Source organism: Castellaniella hirudinis, from assembly GCF_042651965.1.
GTDB lineage: Bacteria > Pseudomonadota > Gammaproteobacteria > Burkholderiales > Burkholderiaceae_B > Castellaniella > Castellaniella hirudinis.
Genome location: NZ_JBHSDY010000004.1, coordinates 47,616 through 67,307 on the forward strand (window position 1 = coordinate 47,616; position 19,692 = coordinate 67,307).

At 66.2% G+C, this 19,692-nt stretch carries 18 protein-coding genes; 7 read left to right on the forward strand and 11 right to left on the reverse strand.

Annotated elements, in window-relative coordinates; genetic code table 11:
- The first annotated feature begins 79 nt into the window (after positions 1-79).
- The 4 genes from ACFO0J_RS07290 to ACFO0J_RS07305 are packed head-to-tail and all read left to right on the forward strand — an operon-like array spanning position 80 to position 3,536.
- Entirely contained in the window at positions 80-982 is a 903-nt protein-coding gene (locus tag ACFO0J_RS07290; RefSeq protein WP_376812407.1) for a branched-chain amino acid ABC transporter permease, read from the forward strand.
- Positions 983-985: 3 nt separating this feature from the next.
- A complete protein-coding gene (locus ACFO0J_RS07295) occupies positions 986-1,984 on the forward strand; it encodes a branched-chain amino acid ABC transporter permease (RefSeq protein ID WP_376812408.1) in 999 nt (332 codons plus the stop codon).
- A complete protein-coding gene (locus tag ACFO0J_RS07300) occupies positions 1,981-2,829 on the forward strand; it encodes an ABC transporter ATP-binding protein (protein WP_376812409.1) in 849 nt (282 codons plus the stop codon). The genes ACFO0J_RS07295 and ACFO0J_RS07300 overlap by 4 nt, the downstream gene beginning before the upstream one ends.
- Before the next feature lie 5 nt (positions 2,830-2,834).
- On the forward strand, positions 2,835-3,536 hold the full coding sequence (locus tag ACFO0J_RS07305; RefSeq protein WP_465251283.1) for an ABC transporter ATP-binding protein: 702 nt from the start codon (positions 2,835-2,837) through the stop codon (positions 3,534-3,536).
- A 1-nt stretch (position 3,537) separates the two neighbouring features.
- Here the strand turns inward: ACFO0J_RS07305 and ACFO0J_RS07310 are convergent, their stop codons facing one another.
- Both ACFO0J_RS07310 and ACFO0J_RS07315 read right to left on the reverse strand, forming a co-directional pair.
- On the reverse strand, positions 3,538-3,849 hold the full coding sequence (locus tag ACFO0J_RS07310; RefSeq protein ID WP_376812411.1) for an AzlD family protein: 312 nt from the start codon (positions 3,847-3,849) through the stop codon (positions 3,538-3,540).
- The gene (locus ACFO0J_RS07315; protein WP_376812412.1) at positions 3,846-4,556 is read right to left on the reverse strand and encodes an AzlC family ABC transporter permease; all 711 of its coding nucleotides are present in this window, start codon (positions 4,554-4,556) and stop codon (positions 3,846-3,848) included. The genes ACFO0J_RS07310 and ACFO0J_RS07315 overlap by 4 nt, the downstream gene beginning before the upstream one ends.
- A 153-nt stretch (positions 4,557-4,709) precedes the next feature.
- Here ACFO0J_RS07315 and ACFO0J_RS07320 point away from each other — a divergent pair, with 153 nt between their 5' ends.
- The gene (locus tag ACFO0J_RS07320) at positions 4,710-4,991 is read left to right on the forward strand and encodes a peptidylprolyl isomerase (RefSeq protein WP_376812413.1); all 282 of its coding nucleotides are present in this window, start codon (positions 4,710-4,712) and stop codon (positions 4,989-4,991) included.
- A 52-nt stretch (positions 4,992-5,043) separates the two neighbouring features.
- Here the strand turns inward: ACFO0J_RS07320 and putA are convergent, their stop codons facing one another.
- The 6 genes from putA to clpS form a co-directional block, all read right to left on the reverse strand.
- The gene (gene putA, locus ACFO0J_RS07325) at positions 5,044-8,832 is read right to left on the reverse strand and encodes a trifunctional transcriptional regulator/proline dehydrogenase/L-glutamate gamma-semialdehyde dehydrogenase (RefSeq protein WP_376812414.1); all 3,789 of its coding nucleotides are present in this window, start codon (positions 8,830-8,832) and stop codon (positions 5,044-5,046) included.
- Positions 8,833-8,941: 109 nt separating this feature from the next.
- Positions 8,942-9,583, reverse strand: coding sequence for a PqiC family protein (locus ACFO0J_RS07330; protein WP_376812415.1), 642 nt, complete (start codon positions 9,581-9,583; stop codon positions 8,942-8,944).
- Between the two features lie 25 nt (positions 9,584-9,608).
- Complete coding sequence (locus tag ACFO0J_RS07335) at positions 9,609-11,306, reverse strand: PqiB family protein (protein ID WP_376812416.1); 1,698 nt, start codon at positions 11,304-11,306, stop codon at positions 9,609-9,611.
- Positions 11,296-12,537: a paraquat-inducible protein A gene (locus ACFO0J_RS07340; RefSeq protein WP_376812417.1), complete on the reverse strand. Its 1,242-nt coding sequence runs from the start codon at positions 12,535-12,537 to the stop codon at positions 11,296-11,298. Before ACFO0J_RS07340 ends, ACFO0J_RS07335 begins: the two co-directional genes overlap by 11 nt.
- Before the next feature lie 25 nt (positions 12,538-12,562).
- Positions 12,563-14,875, reverse strand: coding sequence for an ATP-dependent Clp protease ATP-binding subunit ClpA (gene clpA, locus ACFO0J_RS07345; RefSeq protein ID WP_376812418.1), 2,313 nt, complete (start codon positions 14,873-14,875; stop codon positions 12,563-12,565).
- 160 nt (positions 14,876-15,035) lie between these two features.
- Positions 15,036-15,359 carry an ATP-dependent Clp protease adapter ClpS gene (gene clpS / locus ACFO0J_RS07350; RefSeq protein WP_376812419.1) on the reverse strand — a complete coding sequence of 108 codons (324 nt, stop codon included), beginning with the start codon at positions 15,357-15,359 and terminating at the stop codon, positions 15,036-15,038.
- Positions 15,360-15,495: 136 nt separating this feature from the next.
- Here clpS and ACFO0J_RS07355 point away from each other — a divergent pair, with 136 nt between their 5' ends.
- Entirely contained in the window at positions 15,496-15,735 is a 240-nt protein-coding gene (locus ACFO0J_RS07355) for a cold-shock protein (protein WP_376812420.1), read from the forward strand.
- Positions 15,736-15,746: 11 nt separating this feature from the next.
- The gene (locus tag ACFO0J_RS07360) at positions 15,747-16,217 is read left to right on the forward strand and encodes a DUF192 domain-containing protein (RefSeq protein ID WP_376812421.1); all 471 of its coding nucleotides are present in this window, start codon (positions 15,747-15,749) and stop codon (positions 16,215-16,217) included.
- A 19-nt stretch (positions 16,218-16,236) separates the two neighbouring features.
- Here the strand turns inward: ACFO0J_RS07360 and ACFO0J_RS07365 are convergent, their stop codons facing one another.
- From ACFO0J_RS07365 to xseA, 3 genes are all read right to left on the reverse strand, one after another.
- Positions 16,237-17,472 (reverse strand): MFS transporter, encoded by a 1,236-nt coding sequence (locus tag ACFO0J_RS07365; protein ID WP_376812422.1) that lies wholly within the window; start codon positions 17,470-17,472, stop codon positions 16,237-16,239.
- A gap of 78 nt (positions 17,473-17,550) precedes the next feature.
- Positions 17,551-18,129, reverse strand: coding sequence for a superoxide dismutase [Fe] (gene sodB, locus ACFO0J_RS07370; protein WP_376812423.1), 579 nt, complete (start codon positions 18,127-18,129; stop codon positions 17,551-17,553).
- A gap of 10 nt (positions 18,130-18,139) precedes the next feature.
- Positions 18,140-19,441: an exodeoxyribonuclease VII large subunit gene (gene xseA, locus ACFO0J_RS07375; RefSeq protein ID WP_376812424.1), complete on the reverse strand. Its 1,302-nt coding sequence runs from the start codon at positions 19,439-19,441 to the stop codon at positions 18,140-18,142.
- Positions 19,442-19,692: the final 251 nt, after the last annotated feature.

The window sequence follows — 19,692 nt, forward strand, 5'->3', positions numbered from 1 at the left end:
GCCGGGCGCCGCTCTTTCCACCGCGCCCGGTCACGGGCGATGCATCTGCCGCACCGCGGCTTTCTCCGGAAACCGATCGATGGACTTTATCCTCCAGCAATTCATCAACGGGGTTACGGTCGGGGGCATCTATGCCCTGATCGCCCTGGGCTACACGATGGTCTACGGGGTGCTGAAGATGATCAACTTCGCCCACGGCGACTTGTGCATCCTGGGGGCCTTCATCGGCCTGACCACCCTGACCTCGGGCGTCTTCGGCGGCCTGTCCACCCCGGTGCTGCTGGTCATGGCGTTCCTGATTGCCATGGTCATCGTGGCGGTCGCGGGCACGCTGCTGGACCAGTTCGCCTATAAGCCCCTGCGCAAGGCGCACCGCCTGTCGGCCGTGGTCTCGGCCCTGGGCGCCTCGATGCTGATCGAGAACGGCATCATGCTGATCTGGTCCCCCAACGTGCAGGTCTTTCCCAACAACCTGCTGCCCAACATCACCTGGCAGATCGGCGGCGCGTACCTCAGCTTCGTCCAGTTGCTGATCATCCTCTGCGCCTTCCTGCTGATGGCCTGCCTGTATTTCTTCGTGAACCACACGCGCCTGGGCACCGCCATCCGCGCCACGGCCATCGACCAGGACGCCGCCCGCCTGATGGGCATCAACGTCAACCGCATCATCGCCATGGTCTTCGTCATCGGTCCGGTGCTGGGCGCCATCGGCGGCCTGTTCATCGGCCTGTACTATCGCCAGACCTTCTTCACCATGGGCTGGTCCTACGGCCTGAATGCCTTCATCGCCGCCATCATCGGCGGGATCGGCAACATCCCCGGCGCGATGCTGGGCGGCCTGGTGCTGGGCCTGTTCAACGCCTTTGCGGCGGGCTACATCTCCAGTTCCTGGCAGGACGCCATCACCTTCGCGCTGCTGATCGGCATTCTGCTGGTGCGCCCCTCGGGCCTGCTGGGCGAACGCGTTGCCGAAAAGGTCTAAGCCATGACTCAATCCAAGCAAGTTTCCGCTGAAATGTCCGTTGCCACCCCCGCCGGCGTCGCCCCGCCCGCCAGCGCAAGCACCCGCTTCCTGCGCGTGCTGGGGCCCGTCCTGTGGATCATCGGCCTGGCCATCCCGTCCATCATGTCACCCGCCTGGATCACGATCGGCGGCATCTTCGCCATCTATGCCATCGTCGCGCTGTCGCAGGACATCGTGCTGGGGCGCGCCGGCATGTACGACATGGGACACGCCGTGTTCTTCGGCATCGGCGCCTACACCAGCGCCATCCTGTCCCTGTCCTTCAACTGGCCGATCCTCTGGACCATCCCCGTGGCCATCGTGCTGTCGGCGGCGCTGGGGGCGATCCTGTCGGCCCCCATCGTCAAGCTGCGCGGCGACTACCTGCTGGTGGTCACCATCGGCTTCAACGCGATCTTCGTGCTGGCCATGAAGAACAATCTGTTCGGCCTGACCGGCGGGGCCGACGGCCTATTCGGCGTCAGCGGCCCCTCGCTCTTCGGCCATATGTTCGGCACGCAAAGCGATCTGTTCTACCTGAACTGGGTGGTCCTGGCCATCGTGCTGTGGCTGATGCGCAATCTCGACCGCTCATCGCTGGGACGCACTTTCCGCTACATCAAATACGATGAGCTGGCCGCCACCACGCTGGGGGTCAACGCCCGCAACTACAAGGTCGCCGCCTTTGCCCTGTCGGCCGGCATCGCAGGCCTGGCGGGCACCCTGTTCGCCATGCAGCTCTCGGCCGTCAGCCCCGGTTCCTTCCAGTTCACGGACTCGGTGGTGCTGTTCGCCATCGTGCTGGTGGGCGGCCAGGCCTCGGTGCCCGGGGTGCTGCTGGGCACGGCCATGATGTTCGTGGTCCCGCAGATCTTCACGGAATTCGCTCAATACCGCTATCTGGTCTTTGGCATCGCCATGATCCTGGTCATGATTCTGCGTCCGCAGGGCATCTGGCCCGCACGCAAGGGAGCCCTATGAATTCGCCCCTGTCCCCTACCCCGTCGTCCGACGTCCTGCTCGAACTGGACCGGATCGGCATCAGCTTTGGCGGCCTGCGGGCGGTCGACGACCTCAGCTTCCAGGTCCGGCGCGGCGAGATCGTCGGCCTGATCGGCCCCAACGGCGCCGGCAAGACGACGGTCTTCAATATGATCACCGGCGTCTACCGGCCCACGGACGGCCAGATCCGCTGGCACGGCCGCGACATGACCGGACTGCCGCCCCACCAGGTCGCCCAGGCCGGCATCCGCCGCACCTTTCAGACCATCCGCCTGTTCACCGACATGACGGTGCTGGAAAACGTCATCGCCGGCCAGCATCTGCAGATGAAGCAGTCCTGGTGGCAAGGCCTGCTGCGCACGCCGGCCCAGCGCCGCGAGGAACACGTTCTGGTCGAACGGGCCATGGCCGTGCTGGAACAGCTCGACCTGGCCGACGTCGCTCAGGAAATCGCCACGTCCCTGCCCTACGGCGCCCAGCGCCGCGTCGAAATGGCGCGCACCCTGGTGGCGCAGCCCGAACTCATCATCCTGGACGAACCGGCCGCCGGCCTGAATGAACAGGAATCCGCCGGTCTGAATGACACCATTCGCGCCATCCGGGACCAGGGCATCACCGTCATCCTGGTCGAACACGACATGAGCGTGGTGATGAACGTCACCGACAACATCGTCGTCATCAATTTCGGCAAGAAGATCGCCGAAGGCAAGCCCGAAGACATCCGCACCAACCCGCTGGTGATCGAGGCCTACCTGGGCCAGGACGATGACGACGAGGACGATCCCCTGATGAACGCCATCCACGAAGAACAGGCCCAGTCATGACTTCTCTGCTTGAAATCGAAGACCTGCGCGTCAACTACGGGCACATCCAGGCCCTGAAGGGCATCTCGCTGCAAGTCCAGGAAAAGGAAGTCGTCGCCATCCTGGGGGCCAACGGCGCGGGCAAGACCACGCTGATGCGCACGCTCAGCGGCTTGCTGACTCCGCATTCCGGCAAGATCACCTTTGCCGGCCAGGACACCACCCGCATGGGCGCTGACCGCATCGTGCGCCTGGGCATCGGTCAATCCCCCGAAGGCCGGCGCGTCTTCGGCACGCTGTCCGTGGCGGAAAACCTGCGCATGGGCGGCTTCACCCGCCCTCCGGCGGAAATCACGGAAAGCTGCGAACACGTCTACAAGATTTTCCCGCGCCTGTACGAGCGCCGCGCCCAGTTGGCCGGCACGCTGTCGGGCGGCGAACAGCAGATGCTGGCGATCGGCCGCGCCCTGGTGACCAAGCCGCGCCTGCTGCTGCTGGACGAACCCAGCCTGGGCCTGGCGCCGATCATCGTGCGCAACATCTTCCAGGTGCTGCGCGACGTGCGTGACACGGGCGTCACCATTCTGATCGTGGAACAGAACGCCCGCATGGCGCTGAAACTGGCCGACCGCGGCTATGTGCTGGAAGTCGGCAAGCTCTCGCACGAAGGCTCCTCACGCGAGCTGCTGTCTTCGCCGGAAATCCAGGCGGCCTATCTGGGGCACTGATCTAGAAAAAATGCCGGTACAGCGCCGCCGCCGCGATGCCGGCGGCGATCGCCGGCAGCGGTTTTCTCAGCAGCAGCATGATGACCGCCGTGCTCAGCAGCGCCAGCCGCGCGCCATGATCGCCGTTGACCGCCAGCGGCGCCAGCAAGGCCACCAGCACCGAGCCGGACATGGCGCTGATGAAGCGGCGCACTCCGCGCCCGATGGGCACGAAGGACATGACGAAAATCCCGCCCCAGCGAGTGGCCAGCGTCACCACCGCCATGATCAGGATGATGAGCAAGGTGCCGAGCGCGGAGGTTTCGATGCTCATGACTTGTCCTCTGTCCAGCACGCGCCCAGGCCCCCGCCCGCCAGGGCGCCCACGACGACATGGCTGTTTTCCGGCAGGTACCAGTACGCCAGCAATGAAGCGCCGGCCGCGACGACCCAGATGACGAACATCCGCGCATTCTTCTGCCCGCTCACCACCATCGCCAGCAGAAAGCAGCCCATCACCATGTCCAGGCCCCAACTCACGGGATCGTGGATGGCGCTGCCGAAATAAAGGCCCAGCCAGGAGCCCAGGACCCAGGAGGACCAGAGGGCAAGACCGCCGCCCAGCAGCAGGCCCAGGCCCGACTCGCCCCGCTCAAAGGCTTGCATGGACATGGCCCAGTTGGCATCAGAGGCGACGAGCATCACGCCGTAGCGTTGCCCGGGCGGCAGATGACGCAGCCACGGATAGAGCGTGGCCCCCATCAGCAGATGGCGGGCGTTGACGGCGAAAACCGTGACGACCAGCGGAATCAGGGGCACCTTGGCGCCCCAGAGGTCCAGCACGGCGAACTGCGCCGCACCGGTAAAGGCCAGGGCGCTCATGAGCACGACCGAGGCGCCGTCCATCGTGGACTGCACGGCGGCCAGTCCGAACGCCAGGCCAAAAATCACGACGAACAGGGAAATGGGCAGCAACTGCCTGAAGCCCAGCCACACGTCGCGGCGATCGAGGCGGTATGCCGTTACGGAGGGGTTCGTCACAACGCAGTCCTCTTGCTGTGCGTCCGCCGCAATCCACCGGCCGGCGCCGGACGGCCGGACGTTCGAGTCAAGCTTCGGGTTAAGCTATAGGGATTGCTTTTCAAGTACCGTCTTCTCAAGCATCACCCTTTCTTTCATACACAGGAAAATCTCATGACCCAAGCCTCCGCCCGCCACATCCTGGTCGACAGCGAAGAACAGTGCCTGAAGCTGAAGGCCGACATCGAAGGCGGCGCCGACTTCGCCCAGGTCGCCCGTGAACACTCCAGTTGCCCGTCCAGCCGCGACGGCGGCAATCTGGGCACTTTCGGCCGCGGCCAGATGGTACGCGAATTCGACGAAGTCGTATTCAGCGCGCCGGTGGGCGTGGTCCAGGGACCGGTCCGCACCCAGTTCGGCTACCACCTGGTGGAAGTGACCGATCGGCAGGATTGATCCGTGCTCAGCAGGTGACATAAGGGTGCCGGCAAGCACCCTTATGTTTTTTTTACCCTACCATCATCAAGCTGGCGTTGCCCCCGGCAGCAGCGGTATTCACGCATACCGAGACCTCGCGGACCAGCATTTCCAGCGGATAGGCGCGGCCGGCGGACAGTTCATCGGCGCGGCGGGCCAGCACCGGGACGATCGGGCCGGGACGGCCGACGATCGCGCGGGTCAAGGCCTGCAGGCCGTCGCTGTCGCCCTCGTAAAGCACTGCCTGGAAGTCGGCCGGGACGGCGGCGTCCGCGGCCACCCAGCGCACGGCGGCACTCGAGGGATGCGCGGCGTGGAACGCGCGCACTTCCGGATGATCCACCCACAGCATCTCGTTGCCCGTGCGCTGGCAGGCGTCCAGTTGCGCCTGCGCGCCGGCTGCGCTGGCGGCATGGCACAGCACCGTGCCGCGCGGTTTCAGGTGGTACTGATTGGTCTCGCCGGTGGGGCCGGGCAGCGTCAGCGGCCGGGCGCCCTTGCCCACGATGCCTTCAACCGGCAGGTAACCGGGCGCAGCCGACAGCAGGCGCTGCAGGTACAAGGGGCCGCCGGCCTTCGGGCCGGTGCCCGACAGGCCCTCGCCGCCGAAGGGCTGCACGCCCACGGTGGCGCCGACAATGTTGCGATTGACGTAGATATTGCCCGCCTGGATACGCTCGGTGACGTGACGCACGGTCTCGTCCAGGCGGGTATGGACGCCGAAGGTCAGGCCGTAGCCCCGGCCGTTGATGGCATCGATCACCGCATCGAGGTCTTCGCGGCGGTAGCGCAGCACGTGCAGGACGGGGCCGAAGACCTCGCGTTCCAGTTCGGCGATGTCGGAGATTTCGATCAAGGTCGGCGCCACGAAGGTGCCCTGGCGCGTCTGTTCCTCGTCCATCGGGTGCCGATCGACGGTGTGGCCGGCGGCCCGCATCGCCTGGACGTGGCGCTCGATCACGGCCCGGGCCTCGGCGTCGATCACCGGACCGATGTCCGTGGAGAGCAGTTCGGGACGTCCGACGCGCAATTCATTCATGGCGCCGCGCAGCATCGTCAGGGTGCGGTCGGCGCAGTCCTCCTGGACGCACAGCACGCGCAGCGCGGAACAACGCTGGCCCGCCGAGTCGAAGGCCGAGTTCAGCACGTCGAAGACGACCTGTTCGGTCAGCGCGGAGGAATCCACGATCAGGGCGTTCTGCCCGCCCGTCTCGGCGATCAGCGGCACGGGGTGGCCGTTGCCGTCCAGGCGGTCCGCCAGGGTGGCGGCGATCAAGCGGGCGACCTCGGTCGAGCCGGTGAACATGACGCCGCGCACCGCCGGGCTGGCGACCAGGGCCGAGCCCACCGTCTCGCCCCGGCCCGGCAGCAACTGGACCGCATCGGCCGGCACGCCGGCGCGATGCAGCACCGACACGCCGTAGGCGGCGATCAGATTGGTCTGTTCGGCCGGCTTGGCCAGCACGACGTTGCCGGCGGCCAGCGCGGCGGCCACCTGACCGGTGAAGATGGCCAGGGGGAAGTTCCAGGGGCTGATGCACAGCACCGGGCCCAGCGGTCGGTGGCTGTCGTTGGAGAAGGATTCCTCGATGCGCACGGCGTAGTAGCGCAGGAAATCGACGGCTTCGCGGACTTCGGCGATGGCGTTGGGGAAGGACTTGCCCGCCTCGCGCACGATCAGGCCGATGGCCGACTGCATTTCGTCTTCCATCAACTGCGCGGCGTGCCGCAGGCACTGCGCCCGTTCGGCGGCCGGCGTCGCTTGCCAGATCGGTGCGGCGTATTCGGCCCGCCCCAGGGCGGCCTGGACGTCGGTCGCATCAGCCTCGATCACCTGGCCGACCACGTCGCGGCGGTCCGCCGGATTGAGGACGGCGTATGCGCGCTCATCCTGCCATTCGAGACCGGCCGGCGCAGCGCGCCAGGTTTGAGTCGCGCCGCCCAGCAGCGCAGCCGCCAGCGAGCCCAGGCGATGCTCATTGCTGAGGTCCAGGCCGGCCGAATTGGCGCGGTCTTCGTGCGCCCGGTACAGGTCCCGCGGCAGCGGGATGCGGTCGTGCGGCGCGCCCAGGGGCTGGAGGGCGCGGGCCTTGCGGACCGGGTCTGCGATCAAGGTCTCGATCGGCAGGTCGCGGTCGCCGATCTGATTGACGAAGGACGTGTTGGCACCGTTTTCCAGCAGACGGCGCACCAGATAGGCCAGCAGGGTTTCGTGCGTGCCCACGGGGGCGTAGACACGGCAGGGCCGGTTCAGGCGGCCCTTGGACACCGGACCGACGACTTCTTCGTACAGCGGTTCGCCCATGCCGTGCAGGCACTGGAATTCATATTGCCCGGGATAGTAGTTCTCGCCCGCCATGTGGTAGATGGAAGCCAGCGTCTGGGCGTTGTGGGTGGCAAACTGGGGAAAGACGGCTTCCGGGGCGGACAGCAGCTTGCGCGCGCAGGCCAGGTAGGACACGTCGGTGTGAATCTTGCGCGTGTAGACCGGATAGCCTTCCAGGCCGTCGACCTGGGCGCGCTTGATCTCGGAATCCCAGTAGGCGCCCTTGACCAGGCGGACCATCAGGCGATGCTTGCTGCGGCGCGCCAGATCGATCACGAAATCGATCACAAAGGGTGCGCGCTTCTGGTAGGCCTGAATGACGAAGCCGATCCCGTTCCAGCCGCGCAGACGTTCATCGAAGCACAGGGCTTCCAGCAGGTCCAGGGACAGCTCCAGGCGGTCGGCTTCCTCGGCGTCGATGTTCAGGCCGATGTCGTAGCGGCGCGCCAGCGCGGCCAGTTCGACCATGCGCGGCAGCAGCTCGTCCATGACACGGTCGCGCTGGGCGCGCGAATAGCGCGGGTGCAGCGCCGAGAGCTTGATGGAAATGCCGGGGCCTTCGTAGATGCCGCGCCCCTGGGAGGCCTTGCCGATGGCGTGGATGGCCTGCTCGTAGGACTGATAGTAGCGATCCGCGTCCTGCGCCGTGGTGGCGGCCTCGCCCAGCATGTCATAGGAATAGCGGAAGCCGATGTCCTCGAACTTGCGGCTGTTGGCCAGGGCCGAAGAAATCGTCTGGCCGGTGACGAACTGCTCGCCCATCAGGCGCATGGCCATGTTCACGCCGCGCCGGATCAGCGGCTCGCCGCCCTTGGCGATCAGGCGCGTCAGCGCCTGGGACAGATTCTGTTCGCTGTTGACGCTGACCAGCTTGCCGGTGACCAGCAGGCCCCAGGTGGCCGCGTTGACGAACAGCGAGCGGGATTCGCCCACATGCGCGCGCCAGTCGCCATGGCTGATCTTGTCGCGGATCAGGGCATCGCGCGTGGCCTGGTCGGGAATGCGCAGCAACGCCTCGGCCAGGCACATCAAGGCCACGCCTTCCTGGCTGGAAAGCGAAAATTCCTGGATCAGGCCCTCGACCCCGCCACCGGTGCGCTTGTCGCGCAGGGTCTGCACCAGACGGCGCGCCAGGGCATCGACCTGATCGGGCTGCGTCGATTCCGCCTGATCCACCAGCATGGCCACGCATTCTGTTTCCGGACGGCGGTAGGCTGCGGTGATCGCGGCACGCAGCACGGACTGCGGCAGGACCTCCTGGGCGAATTCGTGAAACGGCGCCAAGAGTTCGGATTCCACCGAGGCGTCCGCGGAATCGGCATCCGTGCGCCGGTCGATCTCGGCGGGCACCTGGCCACGCTCGATGGCCTCGATATAGCTGAGCAAAGCCTGCTTGTGCAGCCAGTGCGGCGTGCAGCCCAATGATTCCGCTAAGGTCCTCAGGCGCTCGCGCAGCGCCTCATCGACCTTTACACCCAAGGTAACAGTAGCCATGTTCGGGGTTATTCCACGTTGGTCGCGCCGGCTGGGGAGCCCTGCCTGCATCTGGCGACATGCTAGAAAGTTGTACCTTTTTTTGCCATTATGGTTAACCCGAAAATGACTAGGTACAACCTGATTTTGACAGGGTTGAACCGCCTTGTAAATCAGCCGGGGCGCCCGAGGTGCCGGCGGCGATCAGCGCGGCCAGGCGATCCAGCGCCTGGCGCTGGGCCTCGACCAACGCCGCCACACTTGCAGCAGCAGGCAGACGCACCGAAGCCCGGCACACACGGGACCGGTCCGCCCCGGGCGCGCGATCCGTCCAGTCCGCGTCCAGCGCCACAAAACGCCCCCAGACCAGGTCGAAACGGTCGATCCGCACTTCGATACGCCGCACGGACCGTGCCTGCGCCTCTGACAGCCGCCGCGGGTCCACGGCCCCCAGCCGGCGGCCGAGTCCATCCGCCAAAGCGGCGCGGATCTGGTCGCCCAGCGGCGCCGCCCAGAGCGAATCGTTCAGCACCTGCACCGCCGGGTCCCGGGCCGGGTCACGCACCACCAGCTGGAGACGCTCGGCCTCGACCGGAATTCGCGTCACCGCGAGCGACAGCCCCCCCTGCGCCGCCGCGCCGGCGACGCCGGATACCGGCTGATCCGTCGCGGGCGCCGCCAGGCTGTAGTACTGGATCGGCGGCGCCGCGCATCCCGCCAGCAAGCCGGCCAGACCCAGCCGGCATGCCCAGGTCGATATCGTCCGTTTCATGGCGCAGTCCTCATGCTTGTCCTCATCAGTGCAGCGCATCGGGCGCCCGCCCCCGGATCAGGGCGTCGGGCCGGGCCTGCAAGGTATCCGCCAGCAGGCGCAAGGCCCGTGCCGCCCGGTCCAGTTCGCTCAGGGTGTCCCGCAGCCCGCCCAGCAGGGGTGCGTCGGGGGCCAGCACCTCGCCGATACGGTCCAGCGACGTGGTGGCCGAGGACAGCGCCCGGCTCGCCTGAGGCGCCACCTGGGAGTCCAGGCGCCGCAGCAGGCGGTTCAGGGACGACAGGCTGTCGCCCAGGTCGCGGCCGATCGTCTCGATCGGCAGCTTGTCCAGCTTGGTGACGATATTGCCGATCTGCCCCTGCAGCCGGTCGAAATCCCCTTGCACCGTGGGCACCAGATAACCCTCGTGCCGGTCCGAGCCGCCTGGAATCACCGGCGGCTTGTGCGCCTCGCCGGCAAAGAAATCCAGCGCCACGTACTGCTGGCCGGTCAGCAGGCTGGCGGTACGCAACTGGGCCCGCAAGCCGCGCTCGATCAGCGGTTTCAGCAGGGCCTCGCCCCCCAGGCCGCCGGCCGATTGCATCAATTCCAGGTAGGCCTTGTTGAAGCGCATCGGATAGAGCTGAGCCCGCACACGGGAATAGAAGCGCTTGCGCTCGCTGTCGAAAGCAAGATCGATGTCGATCACCTTGCCGATCGAAATGCCGCGGAAATCGACGCCCGCCCCCAGGCTCAGGCCCCGGATCGACTGGTCGAAGCGCAATTCGATGGGCACGGGATCGCCGTCCGGGTCGGCCAGCGCATCGTCTCGCGTATCGAACAGCCGGTACGCGCTGCCGGCGGCGGCCGGCGCGGAATCCACGGTCCCCTCGTAGGCGGTGGACTCGTCCGCCTGGGCAAAGGCAATGCCGCCGTCCAGGATCGCCGACAGGCCGCTGGTGCGCACCTGGACACCGTCCGGCGAGACCGACATATCCACGCCGCTGTCGTTCCAGAAACGCGTATCCGGCGTCACATAGCGGTCATAGGGCGCTTCGATGAAGACGTGCAGATTGACCGAGCGGCCGCCGGGCGCCATCTCGTAGCTGACGACACGGCCGACCTCGATGCGGCGGTAATGGATACGCGACCCGACCCGCAATGAACCCAGCGAATCCGAGTGCAGCACGAAACGGGTGCCGACCTGGCCGCTGAGCACCTCCGGCGGATTGCCCAGGCCCTCGAATTCGTAGACCGGGGAGCCCTTGGGCTGCACGGTCGGCGCGTCCACGCTGAGATAGACCCCCGACAGCAGCGTGTCCAGCCCGGAGACCCCCGCCAGACTGACCTGGGGACGGACGATCCAGAACTTGGAGTCCTTCTGCGTGATGTATTCCGAACCCTCGCGCCGCAGTTGCACGTCCACCTGCACGTGCTGGCGGTCTCCGGCCACGCGCACGTCCGACACCTCGCCCACCACCACGTCGCGGTAGCGCAGCTTGGTCTGGCCGACCTCGACGCCGGCCGCCGACAGGTAATTGATGGTGATCACCGGCCCGTTGCGGACCCAGACCGAAGCCAGCAGGGACAAGCCCACCGCCAGCGCCAGCAGCGGCACCAGCCAGACCCAGGACCAGTGCAGGGACCGGCCGGGCCGGATCACGGGCGCCACGACGCGCTCGGCGGGGCGCTCGGCGCCGGCCGCATCACGCGGCGTCTGGGTAGGCGTGTCCTCAGTATCCATGGGTTTCCTTTGGCCGCCGGGCGTCCCGTAGAGCGTCCCAGCCTCGACGCGGATCATAGCGCATCGCAGCCACCATCGTGAGCACGACCACAGCACCGAAATTCAGAGCGGCAGGCCCGGCGCTGATCTGCGACAGGCCCGGGAAATTCGCCATGCCGGCCATGAGCACGACGACAAAGACATCCAGCATGGACCACTGGCCGATGAACTCGACCACGGCATACAGGCGCGTGCGCTGTCGCTGGACGCGCGCGTCCATGGGCCGGTTGCGCAGCAGCAAAAAGCTCAGTGCGAACAACTTGGTCACCGGCACCAGCACGCTGGCGACGAAGACGATCACGGCCAGATCCCAGGAACCATATTGCCAAAGCTCGATCACCCCGCCCAGTATGGTGTGGCCGCTGCTGCCCAGCACCGTCCGGATCTCCATGATGGGCAGCACATTCGCCGGAATGTAGAAAATGGCGGCCGCCAGCACCAGGGCCCAGACTTGCGCCGCATTGCCGTGACGGACATGATCCATGCCCGCGGCGCAACGCAGGCAGCGACCGGACGGCGGATGGGGCTGGACGCAGCCGCAGGCGTCGCATACCCGGCCCTGCCCCTGCGCGCCGGACACCGGCACCAGGCCGGCATCCTCCGCCTGACGCCATAGCGCGCGCGCATCCCAGCGGCTGAGTCCGGACAGCAGGAAGCACAGTGCGAGGAAACCCAGCATGCCGGGTTCGACCTGCAGGCGCGCCAGGCCGGCGACCTTGACGATGGACACCAGAATGGCGAGGATCAGCACCGTCGCCATGGACCAGGGCGCCAGCCGCCCCAGCAGGCGCAACACGCGGCCCAGGTCAGGCGGCGGGCGCCGCAGCGCGATCGCCTGCATCACCCACAAGGTCAAGGCGATCCGCAGCAGCGGAAACCAGAACCCGACCAGCCCGGTCATCACCGAGACCCCGTAATAGCCGCGATCCCAGCACAGGCGCAGGGCCTGCCAGTAGGTCAGGCTGAGATCCAGCCCCTGGATCGACAGGTGGACGATGGGAAACCACTGGGCGATGGCGAATACGAGCAGGCTGGTCCAACCCAGCGCCACCCACTGATCCAGCGACAGCCAGCCGCGCCGGTAAAGTTCGGTACCGCAGCAGCGGCATTCGGCCCGACCCCGCGCGCCCGGATCGAGCCGGACGTGCAGCGTGTCGCAATGCGGGCAGGCGATCAGGGGCCCGCGCGGCATCAAGGCCTGTTCACGTGCATGGGCCTTAGTCCACGAGCTCGGGCTCGGGCCGGGAAGGCTCGGGCACGGCCCCCTGGTCCCCTTCGGGGAAGACCAGCACGACCTGTTCGTTGGCGTCCAGGCCGACCTCGACCCGCCCGCCGTGCACCAGACGGCCGAACAGCAGTTCATCGGCCAGCGCCCGGCGGATGGTGTCCTGGATCAGGCGCTGCATGGGCCGCGCGCCCATCGCCGGATCGAAGCCCGCCCGGGCCAGGTGGTCGCGCAGCGCCTGCGTGAACAGGACCTCGACGTGCTTGTCGTGAAGCTGGTCTTCGAGCTGCATGAGGAACTTGTCCACGACCTGCAGGATGACCTCGCGCGGCAGCGACGCGAAACCGATGATCGCGTCCAGCCGGTTGCGGAATTCGGGGGTGAACTGACGCTTGATTTCGGCCATCTCGTCGCCGCTGCGCTGCGGCGCGGCGAAGCCGATGCTGTTGCGATTCAGCGTATCGGCGCCCGCATTGGTGGTCATCACCAGGATCACGTTGCGGAAGTCGGCCTTGCGGCCGTTGTTGTCGGTCAGCGTGCCGTGGTCCATGACCTGCAGCAGGATGTTGTAGACGTCCGGATGCGCCTTTTCGATTTCGTCGAGCAGCAGCACGCAATGCGGCTGCTTGGTCACGGCCTCGGTCAGCAGGCCGCCCTGGTCGAAACCGACGTAACCCGGCGGTGCGCCGATCAGGCGCGACACGGTGTGGCGTTCCATGTATTCGGACATGTCGAAGCGCAGCAGCTCGATGCCCAGGACAAAGGCCAGTTGGCGCGCAACCTCGGTCTTGCCCACACCCGTGGGGCCGGAAAACAGGAAGCAGCCGATCGGCTTGTCGGGGCGCCCCAGGCCCGAGCGCGCCATCTTGATCGAGGCGGCCAGCGCGGAAATCGCCTGGTCCTGGCCGAACACCACGGCCTTCAGGTCGCGTTCCAGCGTGGCGAGCTTGTTGCGGTCGTCCGTGGACACGTTCTGCGGCGGGATGCGGGCGATGCGCGCCACCGTGGTCTGGATCTCGGTGCGGCCGATGAGTTTTTTCTGGCGCGACTTGGGCAGCAGGCGCTGGGCGGCGCCGGCCTCGTCGATCACGTCGATGGCCTTGTCGGGCAGGAAGCGGTCGCTGATGTGACGCGCAGCCAGTTCCGCCGCCGCCGTGATCGCCGCCCCTGAATAGCGCACCTGGTGATGGGCCTCGAAGCGCGCTTTCAGTCCGCGCAGGATGCGGATGGTCTGTTCGACGGTCGGTTCGGGGACGTCGATCTTCTGGAAGCGCCGCGCCAGCGCGTGGTCTTTTTCAAAGACGCCGCGGTATTCGGTGTAGGTGGTCGCCCCGATGCACTTCAGGTAGCCGGAGGACAGCGCCGGCTTGAGCAGATTGGAGGCGTCCAGCGTGCCGCCCGACGCGGAGCCCGCGCCGATCAGCGTATGGATTTCATCGATGAACAACACCGCGTGGCGGTTGTCTTTCAGGGCCTTGAGCACCAGTTTCAGGCGCTGTTCGAAATCGCCCCGGTACTTGGTGCCCGCCAGCAGCGCGCCCATGTCCAGCGCGTAGACCTGGGTCTCGTTCAGGACTTCGGGCACGTCGCCCTGGGTGATGCGCCACGCCAGGCCCTCGGCGATCGCGGTCTTGCCGACCCCGGCCTCGCCCACCAGCAAGGGATTGTTCTTGCGCCGACGGCACAGCACCTGGATGACGCGCTCGACCTCGTCCTCGCGACCGATCAGCGGATCGATGCGGCCCTTGAGGGCCTCGGCGTTGAGGTCCGTGGCGTAGGTTTCCAGGGGCGACTTCTGCTGCTCGGCCTTGGGGTCGGCGGCAGGCGGCTCCAGGCGCGGATTTTCCGCCGCCGGAGGTTCCTCGGAGACTTTGGTGATGCCGTGGGACAGGTAATTGACCACGTCCAGCCGGGACACCCCCTGCTGCACCAGGAAATACACCGCGTGCGAGTCCTTTTCGCCATACATGGCGACCAGCACGTTGGCGCCGGTCACGGCGTTCTTGCTGGACCCGTTGGAAGACACGTGCATGATGGCGCGCTGTATCACGCGCTGGAACCCCAGCGTGGGTTGCGTGTCGACGTCGCCCTCGCCGGGAAAGACCGGCGTGTTTTCGACGATGAATTTACGCAGGTCCTGACGCAGCAGTTCGATGTCCGCCGCGCAGGCGCGCAGGACTTCGACGGCCGAGGCATTGTCCAGCAGGGACAGCAGCAAGTGCTCCACGGTGATGAATTCGTGTCGGGCGGCGCGGGCCTCGACGAACGCCATGTGCAGGCTGACTTCGAGTTCTTCGGAAATCACGCTTCCTCCATTGCATATCGGAGCGGATCAAGCAATCCGTTATGCCTATTCTATGACTAAAACAGTCCGCCGTTTGGCGCATGGGGACTCGGGATCGTCCCTAAGCGCCGCTCGGACACTGCGTTGGGGGAGAGGGAAAGGGCCCGACTGAACCGTTGCGTCAAAAAAACGGCACGGGTTCCATCAGGCATTGCAGGGGGTGCTGATCGGCATGGGCCAGATGCAGCACGGCGTCGACCCGGGTGGCGGCCACGTCACGGGTATAGATGCCACAGACGCCCCGGCCCTCGTGGTGGACCTGCAGCATGATGCGTTCGGCTTCTTCGCCGCCCTTGTGGAAGACCCGCTGCAACACGAGCACGACGAAATCCATCGGCGTGTAATCGTCGTTCAGCAGCACGACCTGATACATCGGCGGCGGCGCGAGGCGCACCGGCGCGGTTTCACGCACCAGTTGCTGCTGATTTTGAATATCGGTCGGCATGTGGATCAAAACCTAGTGGTTTCCATAGTTGACTGAACGATGCGGAATTCAGCATGATCGTCGTGTCCCGTAGGCCGTCCGTCAAAGACAGCCGGGGTCCGTTCAAACCCTACACTATAGTCGAGAGGCAGTTTGCATGTCGGAATCCATCGAAAACACCGGAGAGTCACAAAAGCTGACGGGGACGGTCAAATGGTTCAATGACGCCAAGGGCTTTGGCTTCATTACCCCCGACAACGGGGGCGAAGACCTTTTCGCACATTTTTCATCCATCCAGATGAACGGCTTCAAGACCCTGAAAGAAGGGCAGAAGGTCGTTTTCGATATCGCGCAGGGCCCGAAAGGCAAACAAGCCCTGAACATCACCGCAGGCTGAAACAAGGCCAGATGTTCTCTTTCATTTTAACGCGATGCGGGGCCCCGGGCGGGCCCTGTTTTTTTGCTGCGGCAGCCGCCCCGCTGCTGGCAGGCCTGCTATACGGCATCCCCGCAGCAGCGCAGCCGCCGCTGCCCGCCGTGACGCTGCGGGTCGGCGCTCATGCCGTTCAGGCGGAACACGCCGCCACGCCCGAGACCCTGCGCGAAGGGCTGATGCACCGGACCACGATGGCGGCCGACGCCGGCATGCTGTTCGAACTGGGTGCGCCGGACATCCACTGCTTCTGGATGAAGAACACCCTCATCCCGCTGTCCATCGCCTTCATCGATCAGGATGGGCGCATCATCGACATCCAGGACATGCAGCCGCGCAGCCTGGATCCTCATTGCCCGCCGACGCCCATCACCCAGGCCCTGGAAATGAACCAGGGCTGGTTCACCCGTGCCGGTGTGCGGGTGGGGGAACGCGTGACGCGCTGAAGCACGGGTTCGCCCCGGATCAGGACGCGGCGTTCTCCTGCTGCCCGGGATCGGGGTCCTTGCGCCTGGCCATCATGGCCAATGCGGCAAAGGCCAGCACGAGCGGCGCGAAGGACACCCACAAGACCATGTCCCAGCCATAGGCGGCGAGCAGCCCGCCCGACGAGAACGAGCCGATCGCCATCAGGCCGAACACGATGAAGTCGTTGAGCGACTGCACCCGCGTCTTTTCCTCAGGGCGATGACATTCGAGCACCAGAGCGGATGCGCCCAGGAAGCCGAAATTCCAGCCCAGGCCCAGCAGGATCAGCGTGATCCAGAAATGCGGCACGTCCACACCGCCCAGTCCGATCACGGCGGACAAGCCGGTCAGCACCAGGCCCGCCGCCACCACACGGCCGGCCCCCCAGCGCGTGATCAGGCTGCCAGTGAAAAAACTGGGCGCGTACATGGCGATCACATGCCATTGCAGGCCCCAGTTGGCGGACTCCTGGGAATGCCCGCTCATGTGCATCGCCAACGGTGCGGAGGTCATCAGGAAATTCATCAGCAGATACGTCACCGCCCCGCACGTCGCCGCCGCGATGAAACGCGGCTGGCGCGCGATGAATCCCAGCGGCCGGCCGCCCGCGACTTCCTGCGCCGTGGGCCGGGGCAGTTTCACCCCCAGCAGGATCAGGGCGGACAGCGCCGCCACGACCGCCTGCATCAGATATGTGGCCGTAAAACGGTGCGGCGGCCACCAATCCATCGTGTAGGTGACCAGTTGCGGCCCGACGACGCCGGCGGCGACCCCGCCGGCCATGACCAGCGAGAGCGCGCGGGCGCGCCGTCCCGGCGCAACGCCGTCGGCGGCCGCGAAGCGAAACGACAGCACCACGGCCGCATAGCCGCCGCCGAAAAAGGTCGCCAGGCAGAACAGCCAGAACGACCCCAGCAGCACGGCGCACATGGCCAGCAGGCCGGCCAGCACACCGGCGCCGGTTCCGGCCAGAAAGGCGGTCAGCCGCCCATGCCGCCGGGCAAGCGCGCCCACGGGCAAAATGCAGGCCGCCATTCCCACCACGAAGATCGAGATGGGCAGCGTCGCCAGCACCGGCGAAGGCGCCAGTTGGGCGCCCACGATGGCGCCCGTGGCGTAGACCACCACCGCGTTCGCGCCGGCCAGCGCCTGGGCGATGGACAAGCGCCAGATATTTTCGTTCTGGATTTTTTCAGGCAGCAGATCGGCGGCGTCAGCGTGGGCGTGCGTCATCTTGTTCCCATACATGGAAAAACGGCGGACGCAGTATTGCGTTCGCCGTTTTCGTGGGGAGATCCGTAACTGGATTCGTCAGGCGAGGTTGGCTGCCGCGAAGTCCCAGTTCACCAGGTTCCAGAAGTTTTCCAGGTACTTGGGACGGGCGTTGCGGTAGTCGATGTAGTAGGCGTGTTCCCACACGTCACAGGTCAGCAGGGCCTTGTCGTCGGTGTTGACGACGGTGCCGGCGTTGCTGGTGTTGACGATGTCCAGGCTGCCATCGGTCTTCTTGACCAGCCAGGTCCAGCCGGATCCGAAGTTGCCGGCGGCGGATTGGGTGAAGGCGGCCTTGAAGGCGTCCACACTGCCCCACTTGGCTTCGATGGCCTGGCGCAGCGCGCCGGAGGGCTCGCCGCCGCCCTTGGGCGACAGGCTGTTCCAGTAGAAGGTGTGGTTCCAGACCTGGGCCGCGTTGTTGAACACGCCGCCGCTGGATTTGCGGATCACGTCTTCCAGGCTCAGGGAGGCCAGATCCGTGCCTTCGACTGCCTTGTTCAGGTTCGTCACATAGGCCTGGTGGTGCTTGCCATAGTGGTATTCCAGCGTTTCCTGGGAAATATGGGGCGCCAGGGCGTCCATTGCGTAAGGCAGCGGCGGCAGAGTAAAAGCCATGACAGTTCCTTCAAAGAAAATCAGTTCGAGTGACCTCGGCCTGGGCGTGGCCCTGGCCAAACTCGATCTCGATGGGCTCGTGAACTTTCAAGTCTAACGCATTTTTGACGATCGTCCCGTCGGCCTGACGGACCAGCGCATAGCCGCGCCCCAGCACCCGATGCGGGTCCAGCGCGCCCAAGGCGGCCAGGACCGCGTCCAGCCGCCGATGGCGGCGTTGCAACAGACCGTCCAGGCCCGCAGACAGGCGCTCCAGCGCCGCCGGCGGGCGCTGGCGGCGTTCCCGCAGCAGGCGGTCCAGGCCGGCCTGCAGCCGCCGGGCGGCGAACTCCAGGCGCTGGCGGCGCAGTTGCAGGCGCTGGGCCGGGGACACGAGCTGGGCGCGGGCCCGGTCCAGGCGGATGGCCGCGTGCTCCAGACGGCGTTGCTGGCCTCGGGTCAGCAGGTCGCGGGCGGCCCTCAGGCGGCCCAGGACCTGCGCGCGATCCTCGCAACACAATTCGGCCGCCGCCGTCGGCGTGGGCGCGCGCAGGTCCGCCACGAAATCGGCGATGGTGAAATCCGTCTCGTGCCCCACCCCGCTGACGACCGGCACCGGGCTGGCGGCGATACGACGCGCCAGGGTCTCGTCATTGAAGCACCACAGGTCTTCCAGGCTGCCGCCGCCGCGCACCAGCAGCAGCGTGTCGATCTCGGCCCGCTCGGCGGCCCTGTCCAATGCGGCGCACAGTTGCGGCGCGGCGTCGCGCCCCTGGACCTGGGCCGGATAGATGATGACACGCACGTGCGGCGCGCGCCGCGCCATGACGGCAAGCACATCGCGCAGCGCGGCCGCCGACAGCGAGGTCACGACCCCGACCGTCCGGGGCTGAGGCGGCAGCGGCCGCCGCCGCGCCGGATCGATCAGGCCTTCGTCCGTGAGCCGGTCGCGCAGGCGCAGGAACGCCTCGTGCAGATCGCCCCGGCCCGCCTGGCGCAGGGACTCGACCTGCACCTGATAGTCGCCCCGGGGTTCGTACAACGAGACCTGGACGCGGAACTCGTAGCGGCCGCCGACTTCGGGAACGAATCCCACCGCCTGGGCGCGGCCGCGAAACATCACCGCTCGCACGGCGGCGGCCTCGTCCTTGATGGAGAAATACCAATGTCCGGAAGCCGCACGGGTGAAATTGGAGATTTCGCCCGCCACCCAGAGGCGCGGCACGCCGTCCTCCAGTAATTGCGCTACCCGGCGATTGAGCTGCGACACGGTCAAAACCGCGTCGCCCCCCGGAACGCCGCTCTCCGCAAGCCTTGAAGCCGAAAAACTCATCGAAACCTATCCACAGAAAGCCCTGATTTGTCAAACTCACCTGTTTTCGGGCGTATCAGGATGACTCATCAATGTTCACTTCAAAAAATCAACGTAAGTCATTGATTTTTAATTCATTGAAAATTTAGCGCCAAGTGTGCAAAAAATAACCAATCTAGTTCGAAGGGCCATAAAACGTGCGCCTTCGGACTCTTGTACACAGAATTATCCACAGGAACTGTGGATACCGGCGGGAAAGCCGCACCCTGATT